Genomic DNA, 15514 nt, shown 5'->3' with positions numbered 1-15514 from the left:
CATGAAAAAGCGGGGCCTTCGGGCTCCGCTTTTTTTTGCCTGCAATGCAGACTGTTTTATAGCGTGTGTACTATTTGTTTTCATAAATGCGACATTTTTGTCTGTTGCTGTGTACATGTCGTTTGTTACAGTTCGGCTCAATCTCCTCCAACGACAACAAATTTGCCGAGACTTTTCCCATGATCGAATCCGTCGAATCCTTCCTCGCCCGTCTGAAAAAGCGCGATCCGGATCAACCCGAATTCCACCAGGCCGTCGAAGAAGTCCTGCGCAGCCTGTGGCCGTTTCTCGAAGCCAATCCGCACTATCTGACCTCGGGGATTCTGGAGCGTATCTGCGAGCCGGAGCGGGCAGTGGTGTTCCGGGTGTCGTGGGTCGACGATCAGGGCAAGGTCCAGGTCAATCGCGGTTTCCGCATCCAGATGAACAGCGCCATCGGCCCGTACAAGGGCGGCTTGCGCTTCCACCCTTCGGTGAATATGGGCGTACTGAAATTCCTCGCCTTCGAACAGACCTTCAAGAACTCCCTGACCTCGTTGCCCATGGGCGGCGGCAAGGGCGGTTCGGACTTCGATCCGAAGGGCAAGAGCGACGCCGAAGTCATGCGTTTCTGCCAGGCGTTCATGAGTGAGCTGTACCGCCACATCGGTGCCGACGTGGACGTGCCGGCCGGAGACATCGGTGTCGGCGCACGGGAGATCGGTTTCCTGTTCGGCCAGTACAAACGCCTGAGCAATCAGTTCACCAGCGTGCTGACCGGCAAGGGCATGACCTACGGCGGCAGCCTGATCCGTCCGGAAGCCACCGGTTTCGGTTGTGTGTACTTCGCCGAGGAAATGCTCAAGCGCCGCGAGCAGACCGTCGAAGGCAAGCGCGTGGCGATCTCCGGTTCCGGCAACGTTGCGCAGTACGCGGCTCGCAAAGTGATGGATCTGGGCGGCAAGGTGATTTCCCTGTCCGACTCCGAAGGCACGTTGTACTGCGAGGCAGGCCTGAGCGAAGAACAGTGGCTGGCGCTGCTGGAACTGAAGAACGTCAAGCGCGGGCGGATCAGCGAATTGGCTTCCGCCTTCGGCCTGGAGTTCCGCGCCGGTCAGCTGCCATGGTCGTTGCCATGCGACATCGCGCTGCCATGCGCCACCCAGAACGAGCTCGACGCGGAATCCGCCCGCACCTTGCTGCGCAACGGCTGCATCTGCGTGGCCGAAGGCGCGAACATGCCGACCACCCTCGAGGCTGTGGATATCTTTATCGAAGCTGGCATCCTGTTCGCGCCGGGCAAGGCATCGAATGCCGGCGGCGTGGCGGTCAGTGGGCTGGAGATGTCGCAGAACGCCATGCGTCTGCTGTGGACGGGCGGCGAGGTGGACAGCAAGCTGCACGGGATCATGCAGTCGATTCACCACGCCTGCGTGCATTACGGTGAGGAAAACGGCCGGATCAACTACGTCAAGGGCGCGAACATCGCCGGCTTCGTCAAAGTCGCCGACGCGATGCTCGCCCAAGGCGTGGTTTAAGCAACGGGTCTCAAGAGCGCTCGATGCGGATCACTTCGATCAGTTGATCACCGGCTGGGCGCTGCCACAGCACTTCATCGTTGAGCCGCGCGCCAAGCAGCGCACGGCCCAGCGGTGAGGCCCAGTTGATCAGGCCGTTGGCGGCATCGGCCTGATCTTCGCCGACCAGTTGCACCCGGCGCTCGGTGTCGTGTTCGTCGGCGTAGGTCACCCAACTGCCGATCTGCACCTTGTCGTTCGACGTCGGGGCCGGGGCGACCTGAGCGCTGCCGACCCGTTGATTGAAATAACGCAAATCCCGTTCAAGATCGGCCAGCCGCTGCTTGTCGGCCTGTTCGCCCTTGGCGGACTGTTCGGCGTGCAGGGTTTGCAGTTCGGCGACTTTCGCCTGCAACTGGGCAAGGCCTTGCGGCGTGACGTAGTTGGGCTGTGTGCTGACCTGCCGTTCGACCGGCTGATCGGCTTGCGCAGCGGCGTTGTCTTCGTTGACGAAGGCGCGACTCATGATGGGCTCCTGTTACAACCGTTGGGCCATGGTCGCAGGCAAAAGGTTTCGCTGGATGTCTGGAAACGACCTACTGCGAACGATAAGCCCGCGCGGCGCCCTGATCCTTTTCCTGCTGCCAGGCGCGCTCGCGTTCGTCCCAGTGTTCGTTGCGATACTGTTCGCGATCCTTGTTTTCCAGCATCGCCTGACATTGGCGAAAGCCGTCGCTCCAGCCTTCGGCGTATTGCTTGTCCTTGAGATAACGCGGCACGTTCTTGCGAAACTCGCCACTGATCGAACCGGCCGCCTGCCGACCGCTGATGCAACCGTCATCGAAACCGTCGGCGAACGCCGGTGGATACCCCTTGGCGATCAGATCTTCGTGGGTGCTCTGACAGCCACCCAGCAACAGCAACACGCCCGCAAAAACCGCACACCGCCACATCACACTCTCCCGGGCCGTCAAACGGCTGATAGGGAAAGTCTAGAAGCGGATTCGTCGACGGGGCGTGAAAGAAAGATCAAAACCTCAGTAGTGATACCACTTCACTTCCAGCATCACCTCGGTCTCTGGCGTGGCCAGATGGCTGAACTCGCGCTGGGCGCTCAGGCGCAGGCCGAGGTTGCGCGACAATTCCCACTGCTGATTCAGGCTCAGGCTACGGCGCACTTCACCATTGAAGAAGTAATCACCTTTGGCCTCCAGGCTGAGATTGCCCAGCGGGTTTTTCCACAACACGCCGGTATTGAAACCGCCTGCGGGTGAAACGAACTCGGCGAAATCATTGTTGTGTTCAACGCGCACCGTGCCGAGGGCAAAACCCAGCATATCGTCACCCAGCGCCCAGGTGCCGCCTCCGCCACCGTTGACGTGGCTGACCAAAGTCTCGTCATCATGCTTGCCCGGTACACGTTCAAGACCACCGGTGACCTGCCACGACAGCGGCTGCAACAGCGCATTGCGCGGCGTCAGCGAGCGGATGGTCGCCAGGTCCAGTTGCTGGAATTGCCAGTGATTGCCTTCGTACTGGCGCAGCTTCATTTGCAGGATTTCGATCTGTGCGCCGAGGGGGAAACTCTCGGCGTTGTCGTTGAGGTCGTGATAGGCCATGCGCAAGCCGTACTCGCCGAATGCACGGTCACCGCGCGTGCCGAGACCGGCCTGCCAGGTGCGCGATTCATGGCCGTCTTCGGGCAGGCCCGGTTGTGGAATCTGCAGCTCCGGCGCCGGATTCTTGTTGATCGCCCGCAGCAGTTCGAAACTGCGCTGGGCCCGTTGCGGATCACGTTCCTGGCCGTTGGCGCGGTAGCGCTCCAGCCGATACGCCGCGTCGATGATCAGCGCTTGCCGGTCGCGGGGCAGTGCCTTGAAAACCGGATCCTGCAATTGCTGCTGATCGGCGCTGACTTTCAGCACCCAGTCCTGTTCTTCGCCGCTCAGGGGCTCGGCGCGGCTGAGCAGTTCGCGCTCGCGGGAAGGGCGATACTCGATGTGCTCGACCAGCCCGGCTTCCTTCACCGCTTTGACGGTGTCGGTGGGGATCGCGGTCAGCGGGAATTGTTCGGTCAGGCGCAGGCTCGGGCGCGCCACCTGCAGCAATTCGAGCAGGCGATAGGAGCAGTTTTCGTCGAAGAAGAAGTAGTCGAACTGGATCTGCTTCAACTCCCACACATGCTCGACCATCCGCGCGGTTTCGGCCTGCGTCAGATTGAGCCGGTATTCCCACAGGTCGCGGTTTTCCAGGCTGCGGTATTCCGAGAGTTTTTCCTGATAGGGCACTAGCGCGAACAGCCCAGGATAGCCGCCCATCAGGCCTTTCCAGGCGTACAGGATGCTGTTGTCCGAACCTTCGATGTAGGCGCCGAAGTTGATCGCGTAACTGAGCAGCGAAGTCTTGTCGCTCTGCACGTCAGCCTGGTCGATGCGCAGCAGGGTGTGGCCGAACATCGATGACGGGCTGTTGAGGTAGGCCGCCGGGAAAATCATCACCGCGCTGTGGGGCGAGACGTCCTTGAACCACTTCTTGAATTCGGCGCAGTCCGGTGTCGGCAGGTCGGTCAGGTTGAGTTGATCTTTCAACCAGCGGGTGCGCGCCGGGTAGACGCACTGGGCGTGTTGCTCACCGAGACTGGCGGGGGCGTACAGCGCTTGCACGGTGGCGGCCAGTTCATGGTCGGGGTGTTCGTTGCCGTCGGGGGCAAGAAAGAATTTTTTGTCGCTGACGTAGCTGCGCCAGCCACCGAGCTTGGCGGTTTCGTAATGACCGAGGGAAATCCAGAAGCGGTCGTTGGCCAGTTGCTGCAAACGTTGAGGGTCGACGTGAGGCGCGGCGGACAGCGGGGCGCAGACACACAGCGCCAGCCAGGCAAGGCGTTTGAGCATAAATGGCAACTTAAGTCGAAAGAAACAAAGACCCAAGAAGGGCGGGTCGAAAAAATAAAACCCGCTTCCCGAAAGAAGCGGGTGGGTCGAGCTTAAGCCTGAGTCGCGTACTTGGCCAGACGTGGGTCTGCCTTCAGAACGGCCAGGGTGTTGGTATGCACGTCTTCGGCGGTCACGTCAGCCTTGCTGAAGATCTGCTGGAAGTGCTCGTGAGTGACGGCGGCGAAGTGCGCACGGTCTTCCGGCGCCACGCCCAGTACCACGGCATAGGTCGTCAGCGCTTCGCCGTTGCCTTTTGCCATGTCTTCGGACAGCTCGTTCATCATGCCATTCATGGCAAACCAGGATTTGCCGCCGTAGGTCAGCGATGCGTTGGTGGAGCAACCGTTGGTGCCGGACGTCATGCCGAACGTGGCGTTGCCGGAGGTGCCGTTGGTGGTGGATGCCAGGAAGTGAGCCGGGGTGCCACGCTGACCTTCGAACAGCATGTTGCCCCAACCGCAATCCGGGCCGCCTGGAGCTTGCGCCATTGCGTTGATGGATACAGCGGTGAAGAGAGTACCGAGAAGAATCCGTTTCATAGCTTTGTTCTCTTTGTGTGCATACCAATGGACAGGGTTCTGGCCCCCCAAGCTCTGTAGAAACAGATCCAAACGAAGCCAGTGGGCCGGTATTAGTTCCAGCCGCGCAGTTTGGAGTTTAGGCACGTTCCCGGGGTTCCGTGATTTTTTACGAAAGATTTGACGATACCCCCGGTTTCACTGGGGCTGCGTCAAGGTTGGCCGGTTGTCTATGCTTTGTCGTATGGCGCGCCTTGCCAGTGGGGCTCGGGCAGCGCCAGAATGCCGCTATCTGCCCCGCCTGATTGTTAAGGAAGCCCGATGCCTGATCCTGTTGCTGCCAGCTTGCGTCTAGCGCCCGAAGCGCTGACCCGTCCGTTTTCCGCTGAACAGTTCAGCTTCACTACCACCAATGATCTGGAGCCCTTTCGCGGTGTGCTCGGCCAGGAACGTGCGGTCGAAGCCTTGCAGTTCGGTGTGGCCATGCCACGCCCCGGTTACAACGTATTCGTCATGGGCGAGCCCGGCACCGGCCGTTTCTCGTTCGTCAAACGCTACCTGAAGGCCGAAGGCAAACGCCTGCAGACCCCGGCGGACTGGGTCTACGTCAACAATTTCGATGAGCCGCGCGAACCCCGCGCCCTGGAACTGCCATCGGGCAGCGCCGCTGCCTTCATCGGCGACATCAACGGCCTGATCGACAACCTGCTGTCGACCTTTCCTGCGGTGTTCGAACACCCGTCCTACCAGCAGAAGAAGAGTGCCATCGACCGCGCCTTCAACCAGCGCTACGACAAGGCGCTGGATGTCATCGAACGTCTGGCCCTGGAAAAAGACGTCGCCCTGTACCGCGACAGCAGCAACATCGCCTTCACCCCGATGCTCGAAGGCAAGGCGCTGGACGAAGCCGAATTCGCCCAGTTGCCGGAGGCCGAGCGCGAGCGTTTCCACGAGGATATTTCCGGCCTCGAAGAGCGCCTGAACGAAGAACTCGCCAGCCTGCCGCAATGGAAGCGCGAGTCGAGCAACCAGCTGCGTCAGCTCAACGAAGAAACCATCACCCTGGCCTTGCAGCCGTTGCTCGCACCGCTGTCGGAAAAGTACGCGGAAAACGCCGCGGTCTGCGGTTACCTGCAAGCGATGCAGGTCTATCTGTTGAAAACCGTGGTCGAGCAACTGGTCGATGACAGCAAGACCGATGCGGTCGCGCGCAAGCTGCTGGAAGAGCAATACGCCCCGAGCCTGGTGGTCGGCCATCCGGCCAGCGGCGGTGCGCCGGTGGTGTTCGAGCCGCATCCGACCTACGAAAACCTGTTCGGCCGCATCGAGTACACCACCGATCAGGGTGCGCTCTACACCACCTATCGCCAGTTGCGTCCGGGTGCGTTGCACCGCGCCAATGGCGGTTTCCTGATTCTTGAAGCGGAAAAAATGCTCGGCGAGCCGTTTGTGTGGGATGCGCTGAAGCGCGCCCTGCAATCGCGCAAGCTGAAGATGGAATCGCCATTGGGCGAGATGGGCCGTTTCGCCACCGTGACGCTCAACCCGCAGCACATTCCGTTGCAGGTCAAAGTGATCATCATCGGCGCCCGTCAGCTGTATTACACGCTGCAGGACCTCGATCCGGACTTCCAGGAGATGTTCCGCGTTCTGGTGGACTTCGACGAAGACATCCCGATGGTCGACGAAAGCCTGGAGCAGTTCGCCCAGTTGCTGAAAACCCGTACTTCGGAAGAAGGCATGGCGCCGCTGACCGCCGACGCGGTGGCACGCCTGGCGACTTACAGTGCGCGTCTGGCTGAACACCAGGGCCGTTTGTCGGCGCGGATCGGCGATCTGTTCCAGCTGGTCAGCGAGGCGGATTTCATCCGGCATCTGGCCAACGATGAAATGACCGACGCCGGCCATATCGAGCGTGCGCTCAAGGCCAAGGCCACCCGCACCGGTCGGGTGTCGGCGCGGATTCTCGACGACATGCTGGCGGGGATCATTCTGATCGACACCGACGGCGCGGCGGTCGGCAAATGCAACGGTTTGACCGTGCTCGAAGTCGGTGACTCGGCGTTCGGTGTGCCGGCGCGGATTTCCGCCACGGTGTACCCGGGCGGCAGCGGCATCGTCGACATCGAGCGCGAGGTCAACCTCGGTCAGCCAATTCACTCCAAGGGCGTGATGATTCTCACCGGGTATCTGGGCAGCCGTTACGCTCAGGAATTCCCGCTGGCGATTTCCGCGAGCATCGCGCTGGAGCAATCCTACGGCTACGTCGATGGCGACAGTGCGTCGCTGGGCGAGGCGTGCACGCTGATTTCGGCGTTGTCGAAAACTCCACTCAAGCAATGCTTCGCGATTACCGGCTCGATCAACCAGTTCGGCGAAGTGCAGGCGGTGGGCGGGGTCAACGAGAAGATCGAAGGCTTCTTCCGTCTCTGCGAAGCACGCGGGCTGACGGGCGAGCAGGGCGCGATCATTCCGCAGGCCAACGTTGCTACCTTGATGCTCGATGAGAAGGTGCTGGCGGCGGTGCGTGCCGGGCAGTTCCACGTTTACGCGGTGCGTCAGGCCGACGAAGCGTTGAGCCTGCTGGTGGGCGAACCGGCCGGTGAGCCGAACGAAGAGGGCGAATTCCCGGAAGGCAGCGTTAACGCGCGGGTGGTGGAACGTCTGCGGGTGATTGCCGAGATGATCAGCGAAGAGGATCTGAAAGAAGCCGAGAAGGAACTGGCACAGGAGGCGCTGGCGGAGGCCAAACCGGCGTAAGCCAGGCCGCCTTCAAAAAAACGGGAGCCTGGTGCTCCCGTTTTTGTTTTGTCGCGAACGTCGGCAAATGTGCCATCACTCTGGCGTCAATATTCACACAATGACCATTCGGCGCCTTCTGGTTCTGTGCGGCTTGCGCGGCGGACTTTTCTTCTATTCTCTGCTCAAGGACATCGACAGTATCACTGGATCGAAACAGCTCTTCAGCAAGGGCTGAACACCGGCTTTACCGAGGGTCGCCGCCATGTCGCGCAACCTCTGCCTCACCCGTCAATGCCTGGGTCTCGTGACCCGTATCGAATGCGCCATCAAGCCGTTGGCCGGCGATAACGGCATGTGGACGTTGCTCTTCGCCGCCGGAATGGCCGGTGAACAACCTTCCGCCATCAAAGCCCAGGGCCCGTTTCACGGGCCAATCGCCGCCGAGTCGATTCTCGACACCATCGTTGAAAGCCTGACGATGCACGGCTATGAACTGGCCAATGATCCACAGATCTGGTCGTTGCATCTGCAGGCGCAGTTGCGGCAGATCAACGGTGGACGCGGACGCAGCATCGGCACTTTCGATCACTAGATCATCAGCGCCGACCATTAGCGTCGATCAGGGCGCAGCGCCCTGGGTCTGCGCCTTGTCGAGTTTGACCTCAAAGCCGTATTGCACGGTGGCGAGGTCGGTTCGCTGGTAGGTTTCCACGTGCGTCGGATGGCCGTAGAAATAATGCACGCCGAGTAACGCCGGCCCTTCCGCGCTCGCGTCGTGGCTGACCGACAGAATCTGTTTCAGATAATGACCGCTGTCGTCCTTGACGAAGAATCGCCATTCGTTGGCCGGGTATCGCTTCAAATCCACCATCAGCGCGTTGTTTCTGATTTCCAGACCTTTGGGCAGGGCCTTGGCTTCGTAAGCCTGTTTGTCCACCGTGGCCAGGAACAACGGCATCGAGCCGACGGCAATCGCCGGGGTCTCCGGGAACAGGTTCAGGTCGTAGGTGATGGTCGCCTGTAGTGGATCGACCTGATATGCCTCGGGTGGCAGTTCGATCGGCTCGTCGAGTTTGCCGTTGTGCTTTTCAGTGAAAAACGTCACCGGGCTTTCGCCGGGGCTGAAGTCGTCGCCGAGCATTTCATCATTGAAGGTTTTGCGGTGTTCGAACTCGATGCGCGCGGCGCTCGGCTCTTCAACCGACTGGCGAATATGAACGCCGCTTTTCAGCTGTTCCTCCGTCAGAGTCGCGCCCTTGAGCCAGTCGGGCGCCTGATCGTCGTAAACGGTGATCGGCAGGTCGAGCGGCTGTACGGTTTTTTCCGTGGTGTGCGGATCGAATTCGCGCACGGGCAGGTCTAGCGCCTTGCGGGTGACGGTCGCTTCGGAAAAATCCAGCAGGCTGACTTCGAGGGTGTCGATCGGGCCGTTGAAATACACCTTGTTGTAGTGGTGCGGGTGCTGCTGTTCAAAGGCCTGCTGTTCGTCGTCCAGCTTTTTTTCCAGCGTCTCGCTCCAGGCTTTTTGCTGTTGCAGGTACGCCAGCTGCTTTTGATAGAACGCTACCTGCTCGGGGTTTTCGTTGATGGCGCCGGCACGCACCAGATACTGGCCTGTCGAGTCGCGGGCCTGGACGATCAACGGATTGAGCCGGGTGTTGGCGACTTCCGGGGCGAGCGGCAGCTGGTTGCTGAACTCGAGTTCGGCGTAGTGCGTGTCCAGTTTCAGCAGGGTTACGCTGAGGTTGCCGTCGGAGCGGGTCTGGCCGACGTCCTTTTTATCCAGATTGAAACTGTGCAGGCGTTTCGGGGCGATGACTTCCACCTGGCCTTGCAGGCTGACCGGGCGCGGCAGGTTCTTCTTGTCGACATTCAGCCCTTCGATGAACGGGTAGGTGACGGTCAGGTCATCGGGGTTGGTGACGTTGGAGCTGGACGGACTCAACTGAATGCCCGGATCGGTTTCCGACCATTCCGGCTGATAGGCGATGACCCGTTTGTTGCTCAGGGTTACCGATTGCCATTCCACGCCATGGGGGAACAGAAAGCCGCCGGGGATGTTGAGCACGAAAGGGAACACCGGTTGCAGGTCGGTGAGGTAATCGGAGCTGGAGTCCTTGTGCAGCACGAACAGGCCATTGATGAAGGTGTCGACCAGCGCCTGGGGTGTCGGGTAATGCCGGAGTACGCCGAGGGCGTCTTCGCCGTATTCGGTCCGGGACGGTTTGTTGTCGAGTCGCTGTTGCGCGCGTTCGAGCAACAGCAGCGAGCCGCCGAGTTCGGTTACGGCGTCCTTGAGTTTCGGATCGGTGATGGCGTCCAGCGATTGCTCGAACTGCGCGGTCTTTTCTTCGAGGCTGACGGCGGGTTTTTCATCGCCGGGCGAACACCCGCCCAGCAACAGGGCGAAGCAAATTCCGGCAGTCGTTATCGGCAATCGCACATCCATTTCCAGTCGTCCTGTCCACTGTCGCTGGGCTGTCAATGGTTTGGACACTAGCAGAAAAACTTTGACACACACACGCAGGTGGCGGATTTCCGGGCGGTTTCTGGCTGTCATGGGCGGCTGGTATACTCGCCGCCGATTTCAACCCTTCTTGTGTGAGAGTCAATGGAACGCTTTATCGAAAATGCAATGTACGCCACGCGCTGGCTGCTGGCGCCGATCTACATCGGGCTGTCCCTCGGGCTGCTGGCGCTGGCATTGAAATTCTTCCAGGAAGTGTTTCATGTCATTCCCAACGTCTTCTCCATGGCCGAATCCGAGCTGATTCTGGTGCTGCTGTCGCTGATCGACATGGCGCTGGTCGGCGGCTTGCTGGTGATGGTGATGATTTCCGGCTACGAGAACTTCGTGTCCGAGCTGAATATCGATGAAGGCAAAGAGAAGCTCAGCTGGCTGGGCACCATGGACTCCTCGTCGCTGAAGATGAAAGTGGCGGCGTCGATCGTGGCGATTTCCTCGATCCACCTGCTGCGGATCTTCATGGACGCCAAGAATGTCGATCCCGAGCACCTGATGTGGTACGTGATCATCCACATGACCTTCGTGATCTCGGCGTTCGCCATGGGTTATCTGGACAAGCTCACCAAGCACTGATGAGCTGTCGATGGCTGTAACAAAACCGCCCGTCTGTTGCGAAACAGACGGGCGGTGTCGTTTGTGGCTTGTACTTTGATCGGCCGAGGCATATCCCTGTAGGTCTCAAGGCTCGCCACCGTGTGAGGTGCGTTCATGAACCTGCAAGAGTTGAATGCGTTTGCCGTCGCCAGAAAGGTCGACGAACTGAACCTGATCTCCATGGAAGGCGGGATCTATCTGCTTGAAGCCCGGATGCATGGTGCGGCATATCCGCTGAGCGATCCGCAGGGGAAAATGCTGACGCTGCGTTCGGTCGAGCATGCCCGGGATGTGCTGCATAACTTTCCGGTGCTGCCATTCAACCTCGTGCACACCTCGGTGCACGATGAAATGTGCGGTCTTGGCGCCAGTGGCGAAGAAAGCCTGAAGGTGCCGCTGGCCTGGCGATCCGCGCTGTAGGCCCGAGGGCCTGATCAATGCCGGAACATCTGTGCTAGTCTGCTCGCCCTTTTGGTTCCGGGCGCGCCGGGACGCGCTGTGTATGCACGGCAAGTCCTGAGGCCGTCCGCACAGCGGAGCAGTGTCATGTCCGAAGTAAATCTGTCCACCGACGAAACCCGCGTCAGCTACGGCATCGGCCGTCAGCTGGGTGACCAGCTGCGCGACAACCCGCCACCGGGTGTCAGCCTGGACGCCATCCTGGCCGGCCTGACCGACGCATTCGCCGGTAAGGAAAGCCGTGTAAGCCAGGAAGCCATGTCCGCCAGCTTCAAGGTGATCCGCGAGATCATGCAAGCCGAAGCCGCTGCCAAGGCTGAAGCCGCCGCTGGCGAAGGCCTGGCATTCCTGGCTGAAAACGCCAAGAAAGAAGGCATCACCACGCTGGCTTCCGGCCTGCAGTTCGAAGTGCTGACTCAAGGTGAAGGCGCCAAGCCATCCCGTGAAGACACCGTGCGTACTCACTACCACGGCACGCTGATCGACGGCACTGTATTCGACAGTTCCTACGAGCGTGGTCAGCCGGCTGAATTCCCGGTTGGCGGCGTTATCGCTGGCTGGACCGAAGCCCTGCAACTGATGAATGCCGGCAGCAAATGGCGTCTGTACGTGCCGAGCGAACTGGCTTACGGCGCTCAAGGCGTTGGCAGCATCCCGCCGCACAGCGTTCTGGTGTTCGACGTCGAGCTGCTCGACGTTCTGTAATCCCGTTACCCTGCACAAGCGTGGCTTGTGCAGGGCTTCTCCGCCGTTCTCATACTTCGATCTTGTTGTGCAGTTCACTGGTCGGGCGCAAGGCCCGGGCATAGCAGAACAGGAACAGATTGCGCACCAGCTCCTTGAGCACCAATGGTTCGCTGGAACTCAGGCCGCTGACGTCCAGATCCCCTTGATCCTGCAACTCGTGCAGGGCTTCTTCTTCCAGTACAGCGCAGACTTCACCGGTTTCCCGATGCAGGATCCTGAGGTACGGGTGCGGGCGATCCAGCCAGGCGTCGATCAAATAAGTCATGGGTCTCATCTCCATTGAAAGGGTTTCAATGAGAATAATTCTTATTCGTCAAATAGCAAGCGCCTATTGGCGGTTTGTGATTTTTTGCGGGTAAAGATTGCGTAAGGTCAAAACGGCTGGCGCTTGGCTATCGCGAGGATTTGCTGGGGATTGCGGGGGAGGGCGAAGCTCCATCCCACGGCGGGCGCGGGATGGAAGACAGCAGAATCAGACTTTTCTGACGAACTCGGATTTGAGTTTCATCGGGCCGATGCCGTCGATCTTGCAGTCGATGTCGTGGTCGCCATCGCACAGGCGGATGTTCTTGACCTTGGTGCCGACCTTCACCACCAGCGAGGTGCCCTTGACCTTCAGGTCCTTGATCACGGTGATGGTGTCGCCGTCCTGCAGGACGTTACCGACCGAATCTTTCTTCACGGCATCGTCGGATGCCACTTCGGCTTCACCGCCGGCAGACCACTCGTGGGCGCACTCCGGGCACACCAGTTGGGTGCCGTCTTCATAGGTGTATTCGGAATTGCATTTCGGGCAGGGTGGCAACGTGCTCACTAAGGCTCCTTGGAGAGGGGATCGCTAAAAGTCGCACATTGTATAGGGTTTTAGCCGCTGATGGCAGGCAACAAAAAACCGCAGGCTCCAACGGAGGCTGCGGTTTTTTGATGATGCGGCGTTGATCAGTGCGTGCGGGCGACCGCGAACTCGCTCAGTTCAACCAGTGCATCGCGGTATTCGCTGGCCGGCAGCGCGTCGAGGCACTTGATCGCACGGGCCACATAGTCACGGGCCAGTTGCGCGGTGTACTCCAGCGAACCGGAGGCTTCCACGGCGATGCGGATGCTTTCCAGGTCTTCGATGCCACCTTTCTGGATCGCCTGACGCACCAGTGCGGCTTGCTCTGGCGTGCCTTCGCGCATGGTGTAGATCAGCGGCAGGGTCGGCTTGCCTTCGGCCAGATCGTCACCGACGTTCTTGCCCAGGGTTTCGGCGTCGCCCTTGTAGTCGAGCAGGTCGTCGACCAGCTGGAACGCCACGCCCAGGTGGTCACCGAAGGTACGCAGCGCTTCGCTCTGCTCGGCGGTGGCACCGGCCAGCGCGGCGGCGCTGTGGGTCGAAGCCTCGAAGAGCATCGCGGTCTTGCCGCGGATGACTTCCATGTAGGTTTCTTCGGTGGTGCTGGCGTCGCGAACCTTGGACAGCTGCAGCACTTCGCCTTCGGCGATGATGCGCGTGGCCTGGGACAGGATCTTCATCACCGGCATCGAGCCCAGTTCGACCATCATCTCGAACGAGCGCGAGTACAGAAAGTCGCCGACCAGTACGCTCGGGGCGTTGCCCCACATGGCGTTGGCAGTCGAACGGCCACGGCGCATGCCGGACATGTCGACCACGTCGTCATGCAGCAGGGTCGCGGTGTGCAGGAATTCGATGGTGGCGGCCAGCAGGCGCATGTCGTCGCCTTCGCGACCCAGGGCCTTGCCACACAGCAGCACCAATAAAGGACGCAGGCGTTTGCCGCCGGCCGACGTGATGTAATCGCCGATTTTCGATACCAGCGGCACTCGGGAAGTCAGCTGCTTCTTGATGATGCCGTCGACGGCGCTAAAATCGTCCGCCACCGCGCGGTAGAAAGCTTGGGGTTGCATCAGCGACAGGTGCTCCAGAAGGGTTGCGCGGCATGCTAGGACCCACGTCCGGGCCTGTCAAGGCGCGATGGACGGCCCCTTGCATGACTTCGAAGGCTTGCGTACAATCGCGCACCCTGAACTTCCTGGGCAGCACCTGCCTTACGCAATTGCAAACGGGCCTCCAGCCCATTGCAGCCATGCCAGCCAATACCTCTTCTTATAAAGAGCTGGGTGAGCAGGATTATCGGAGAAATACCATGTCTTATGCAGTAATCGTTACTGGTGGCAAGCAGTACAAAGTTGCACCAGGTGAATACCTGAAGATCGAAAAACTGGAAGTCGCTACTGGCGAATCCGTAACTTTTGATCGCGTTCTGTTGGTTGCCAATGGCGACGACGTGAATATCGGCGCTCCAGTTGTTGCTGGCGCTACCGTTGTGGCTGAAGTGATCTCCCAAGGTCGTCACGATAAAGTCCGCATCATCAAGTTCCGTCGTCGTAAGCACCACATGAAGCGTATGGGCCACCGCCAGTGGTACACCGAGATCAAAATCACCGGTATTCAGGCTTAATTTCAGCCTAATTCCTCACTAGGAGAATTGACTCATGGCACACAAAAAAGCTGGTGGTAGTACCCGTAACGGTCGCGACTCAGAAGCCAAACGCCTTGGCGTGAAGATGTATGGCGGCCAGGTCATCAAGGCCGGCAACATCATCGTGCGTCAGCGCGGCACCCAATTCCACGCTGGCTACGGCGTTGGCATGGGTAAAGATCACACTCTCTTCGCGAAAATCGAAGGCGTGATCAAGTTCGAAGTAAAGGGCGCTTTCAACCGCCGTTACGTGAGCGTAGTCGCGGCTTAATCGCGAGTATGCTGGAGAAGCCCTGTCTTGCGACGGGGCTTTTTCGTTTGTGGGGTGAGTCTCTTGCAAAGCTGTTTGTATGGGCTGTCGGCGTGCGATGCAGGTCGTGAGTTGGGGTCGCTGCGCTCATTTTTGCAAGAGTCTTATGTCTTGATTGTTTTTCGGCTCGTCCGTACGGCGAGAGGCGTTGGTTATGAAGTTTGTTGATGAAGTATCGATCCGCGTAAAGGCTGGTGACGGCGGCAATGGCTGCATGAGTTTCCGTCGGGAAAAATTCATTGAAAACGGCGGTCCGAACGGCGGTGACGGCGGTGACGGCGGTTCCATCTTCATGATGGCCGACGAAAACCTCAACACCCTGGTGGACTACCGTTACACCCGGCACTTCGATGCCGAGCGTGGCTCCAACGGTGGAAGCACCGACTGCACCGGCAAGAAGGGTGAAGACCTGATCCTGCGCGTGCCGGTCGGCACCACCGTGATCGACTCCGCCACCCAGGAAGTCATCGGTGACCTGACCAAGGCTGGTCAGAAACTGATGGTGGTTCAGGGCGGCTGGCACGGTCTGGGCAACACCCGTTTCAAATCCAGTACCAACCGTGCGCCGCGTCAGACCACACCAGGTAAGCCGGGCGAGCAGCGCGACCTGAAACTGGAAATGAAGGTTCTGGCTGACGTCGGCCTGCTGGGCCTGCCGAACGCCGGTAAAAGTACCTTTATCCGTTCGGTATCGGCTGGCAAGCC

Annotated in this window: 17 protein-coding genes; 9 read left to right on the top strand and 8 right to left on the bottom strand. The window is 59.8% G+C overall.

Features of this window, described 5'->3' with window-relative positions:
• Nucleotides 1-179: 179 nt before the first annotated feature.
• A complete protein-coding gene (gene gdhA / locus PMI24_RS02240; RefSeq protein ID WP_007950975.1) occupies nucleotides 180-1517 on the top strand; it encodes an NADP-specific glutamate dehydrogenase in 1338 nt (445 codons plus the stop codon).
• A 10-nt stretch (nucleotides 1518-1527) separates the two neighbouring features.
• Here gdhA and PMI24_RS02235 read toward each other — a convergent pair whose 3' ends face one another.
• The 4 genes from PMI24_RS02235 to PMI24_RS02220 all read right to left on the bottom strand — a co-directional run bounded on the left by PMI24_RS02235 (nucleotide 1528) and on the right by PMI24_RS02220 (nucleotide 4968).
• On the bottom strand, nucleotides 1528-2022 hold the full coding sequence (locus tag PMI24_RS02235; RefSeq protein WP_007950974.1) for a GreA/GreB family elongation factor: 495 nt from the start codon (nucleotides 2020-2022) through the stop codon (nucleotides 1528-1530).
• A 70-nt stretch (nucleotides 2023-2092) separates the two neighbouring features.
• Nucleotides 2093-2449 (bottom strand): hypothetical protein, encoded by a 357-nt coding sequence (locus PMI24_RS02230; protein ID WP_007950973.1) that lies wholly within the window; start codon nucleotides 2447-2449, stop codon nucleotides 2093-2095.
• A gap of 84 nt (nucleotides 2450-2533) precedes the next feature.
• Nucleotides 2534-4387, bottom strand: a complete 1854-nt coding sequence (locus PMI24_RS02225) for an Lnb N-terminal periplasmic domain-containing protein (protein ID WP_007950972.1) — start codon at nucleotides 4385-4387, stop codon at nucleotides 2534-2536.
• Nucleotides 4388-4479: 92 nt separating this feature from the next.
• On the bottom strand, nucleotides 4480-4968 hold the full coding sequence (locus PMI24_RS02220) for a DUF3015 domain-containing protein (RefSeq protein WP_007950971.1): 489 nt from the start codon (nucleotides 4966-4968) through the stop codon (nucleotides 4480-4482).
• 300 nt (nucleotides 4969-5268) lie between these two features.
• On the opposite strand from PMI24_RS02220, the gene PMI24_RS02215 reads away from it, so the two are divergent.
• Together PMI24_RS02215 and PMI24_RS02210 are read left to right on the top strand one after the other, a co-directional pair.
• Nucleotides 5269-7707, top strand: a complete 2439-nt coding sequence (locus tag PMI24_RS02215) for a Lon protease family protein (RefSeq protein WP_007950970.1) — start codon at nucleotides 5269-5271, stop codon at nucleotides 7705-7707.
• A gap of 244 nt (nucleotides 7708-7951) precedes the next feature.
• Nucleotides 7952-8281: a PA4575 family protein gene (locus tag PMI24_RS02210; RefSeq protein ID WP_007950969.1), complete on the top strand. Its 330-nt coding sequence runs from the start codon at nucleotides 7952-7954 to the stop codon at nucleotides 8279-8281.
• Between the two features lie 27 nt (nucleotides 8282-8308).
• On the opposite strand, the gene PMI24_RS02205 is transcribed toward PMI24_RS02210, so the two are convergent.
• Nucleotides 8309-10138 carry a hypothetical protein gene (locus PMI24_RS02205; RefSeq protein WP_007950968.1) on the bottom strand — a complete coding sequence of 610 codons (1830 nt, stop codon included), beginning with the start codon at nucleotides 10136-10138 and terminating at the stop codon, nucleotides 8309-8311.
• Between the two features lie 162 nt (nucleotides 10139-10300).
• Between PMI24_RS02205 and PMI24_RS02200 the strand changes: the two genes are divergently transcribed.
• From PMI24_RS02200 to PMI24_RS02190, 3 genes are all read left to right on the top strand, one after another.
• Entirely contained in the window at nucleotides 10301-10789 is a 489-nt protein-coding gene (locus PMI24_RS02200) for a TIGR00645 family protein (RefSeq protein ID WP_007950967.1), read from the top strand.
• Between the two features lie 135 nt (nucleotides 10790-10924).
• A complete protein-coding gene (locus PMI24_RS02195) occupies nucleotides 10925-11230 on the top strand; it encodes a DUF6482 family protein (RefSeq protein ID WP_007950966.1) in 306 nt (101 codons plus the stop codon).
• A gap of 126 nt (nucleotides 11231-11356) precedes the next feature.
• Nucleotides 11357-11974, top strand: a complete 618-nt coding sequence (locus PMI24_RS02190; RefSeq protein ID WP_007950965.1) for an FKBP-type peptidyl-prolyl cis-trans isomerase — start codon at nucleotides 11357-11359, stop codon at nucleotides 11972-11974.
• A gap of 49 nt (nucleotides 11975-12023) precedes the next feature.
• Here the strand turns inward: PMI24_RS02190 and PMI24_RS02185 are convergent, their stop codons facing one another.
• The 3 genes from PMI24_RS02185 to PMI24_RS02175 form a co-directional block, all read right to left on the bottom strand.
• Nucleotides 12024-12281, bottom strand: coding sequence for a PA4570 family protein (locus PMI24_RS02185; protein ID WP_007950964.1), 258 nt, complete (start codon nucleotides 12279-12281; stop codon nucleotides 12024-12026).
• 207 nt (nucleotides 12282-12488) lie between these two features.
• A complete protein-coding gene (locus tag PMI24_RS02180) occupies nucleotides 12489-12830 on the bottom strand; it encodes a zinc ribbon domain-containing protein YjdM (protein ID WP_007950963.1) in 342 nt (113 codons plus the stop codon).
• A 125-nt stretch (nucleotides 12831-12955) separates the two neighbouring features.
• The gene (locus tag PMI24_RS02175; protein ID WP_007950962.1) at nucleotides 12956-13924 is read right to left on the bottom strand and encodes a polyprenyl synthetase family protein; all 969 of its coding nucleotides are present in this window, start codon (nucleotides 13922-13924) and stop codon (nucleotides 12956-12958) included.
• A gap of 239 nt (nucleotides 13925-14163) precedes the next feature.
• Between PMI24_RS02175 and rplU the strand changes: the two genes are divergently transcribed.
• From rplU to cgtA, 3 genes are all read left to right on the top strand, one after another.
• A complete protein-coding gene (gene rplU, locus PMI24_RS02170) occupies nucleotides 14164-14478 on the top strand; it encodes a 50S ribosomal protein L21 (protein WP_007950961.1) in 315 nt (104 codons plus the stop codon).
• A 34-nt stretch (nucleotides 14479-14512) separates the two neighbouring features.
• Entirely contained in the window at nucleotides 14513-14770 is a 258-nt protein-coding gene (gene rpmA / locus PMI24_RS02165) for a 50S ribosomal protein L27 (protein ID WP_007950960.1), read from the top strand.
• Nucleotides 14771-14963: 193 nt separating this feature from the next.
• Nucleotides 14964-15514, top strand: a 551-nt coding sequence (gene cgtA, locus PMI24_RS02160; protein ID WP_007950959.1) for an Obg family GTPase CgtA, incomplete at its 3' end; no start/stop codon positions are given.

Source organism: Pseudomonas sp. GM25 (assembly GCF_000282255.1).
Classification (GTDB): Bacteria; Pseudomonadota; Gammaproteobacteria; order Pseudomonadales; family Pseudomonadaceae; genus Aquipseudomonas; species Aquipseudomonas aphyarum.
Note: the sequence above shows the minus strand (reverse complement) of the source record. Positions and strands in the feature narration are given on the sequence as shown.

Bases quoted from the DNA above. Each gene is read 5' to 3' on its own strand.
- rpmA (WP_007950960.1), top strand. From the start codon at position 14,513: ATGGCACACAAAAAAGCTGGTGGTAGTACCCGTAACGGTCGCGACTCA.
- rplU (WP_007950961.1), top strand. From the start codon at position 14,164: ATGTCTTATGCAGTAATCGTTACTGGTGGCAAGCAGTACAAAGTTGCA.
- PMI24_RS02200 (WP_007950967.1), top strand. From the start codon at position 10,301: ATGGAACGCTTTATCGAAAATGCAATGTACGCCACGCGCTGGCTGCTG.
- PMI24_RS02190 (WP_007950965.1), top strand. From the start codon at position 11,357: ATGTCCGAAGTAAATCTGTCCACCGACGAAACCCGCGTCAGCTACGGC.
- gdhA (WP_007950975.1), top strand. From the start codon at position 180: ATGATCGAATCCGTCGAATCCTTCCTCGCCCGTCTGAAAAAGCGCGAT.
- PMI24_RS02210 (WP_007950969.1), top strand. From the start codon at position 7,952: ATGTCGCGCAACCTCTGCCTCACCCGTCAATGCCTGGGTCTCGTGACC.
- PMI24_RS02235 (WP_007950974.1), bottom strand. From the start codon at position 2,022: ATGAGTCGCGCCTTCGTCAACGAAGACAACGCCGCTGCGCAAGCCGAT.
- PMI24_RS02175 (WP_007950962.1), bottom strand. From the start codon at position 13,924: ATGCAACCCCAAGCTTTCTACCGCGCGGTGGCGGACGATTTTAGCGCC.
- PMI24_RS02195 (WP_007950966.1), top strand. From the start codon at position 10,925: ATGAACCTGCAAGAGTTGAATGCGTTTGCCGTCGCCAGAAAGGTCGAC.
- PMI24_RS02205 (WP_007950968.1), bottom strand. From the start codon at position 10,138: ATGGATGTGCGATTGCCGATAACGACTGCCGGAATTTGCTTCGCCCTG.
- PMI24_RS02215 (WP_007950970.1), top strand. From the start codon at position 5,269: ATGCCTGATCCTGTTGCTGCCAGCTTGCGTCTAGCGCCCGAAGCGCTG.
- PMI24_RS02230 (WP_007950973.1), bottom strand. From the start codon at position 2,449: ATGTGGCGGTGTGCGGTTTTTGCGGGCGTGTTGCTGTTGCTGGGTGGC.
- PMI24_RS02220 (WP_007950971.1), bottom strand. From the start codon at position 4,968: ATGAAACGGATTCTTCTCGGTACTCTCTTCACCGCTGTATCCATCAAC.
- PMI24_RS02225 (WP_007950972.1), bottom strand. From the start codon at position 4,387: ATGCTCAAACGCCTTGCCTGGCTGGCGCTGTGTGTCTGCGCCCCGCTG.
- PMI24_RS02185 (WP_007950964.1), bottom strand. From the start codon at position 12,281: ATGACTTATTTGATCGACGCCTGGCTGGATCGCCCGCACCCGTACCTC.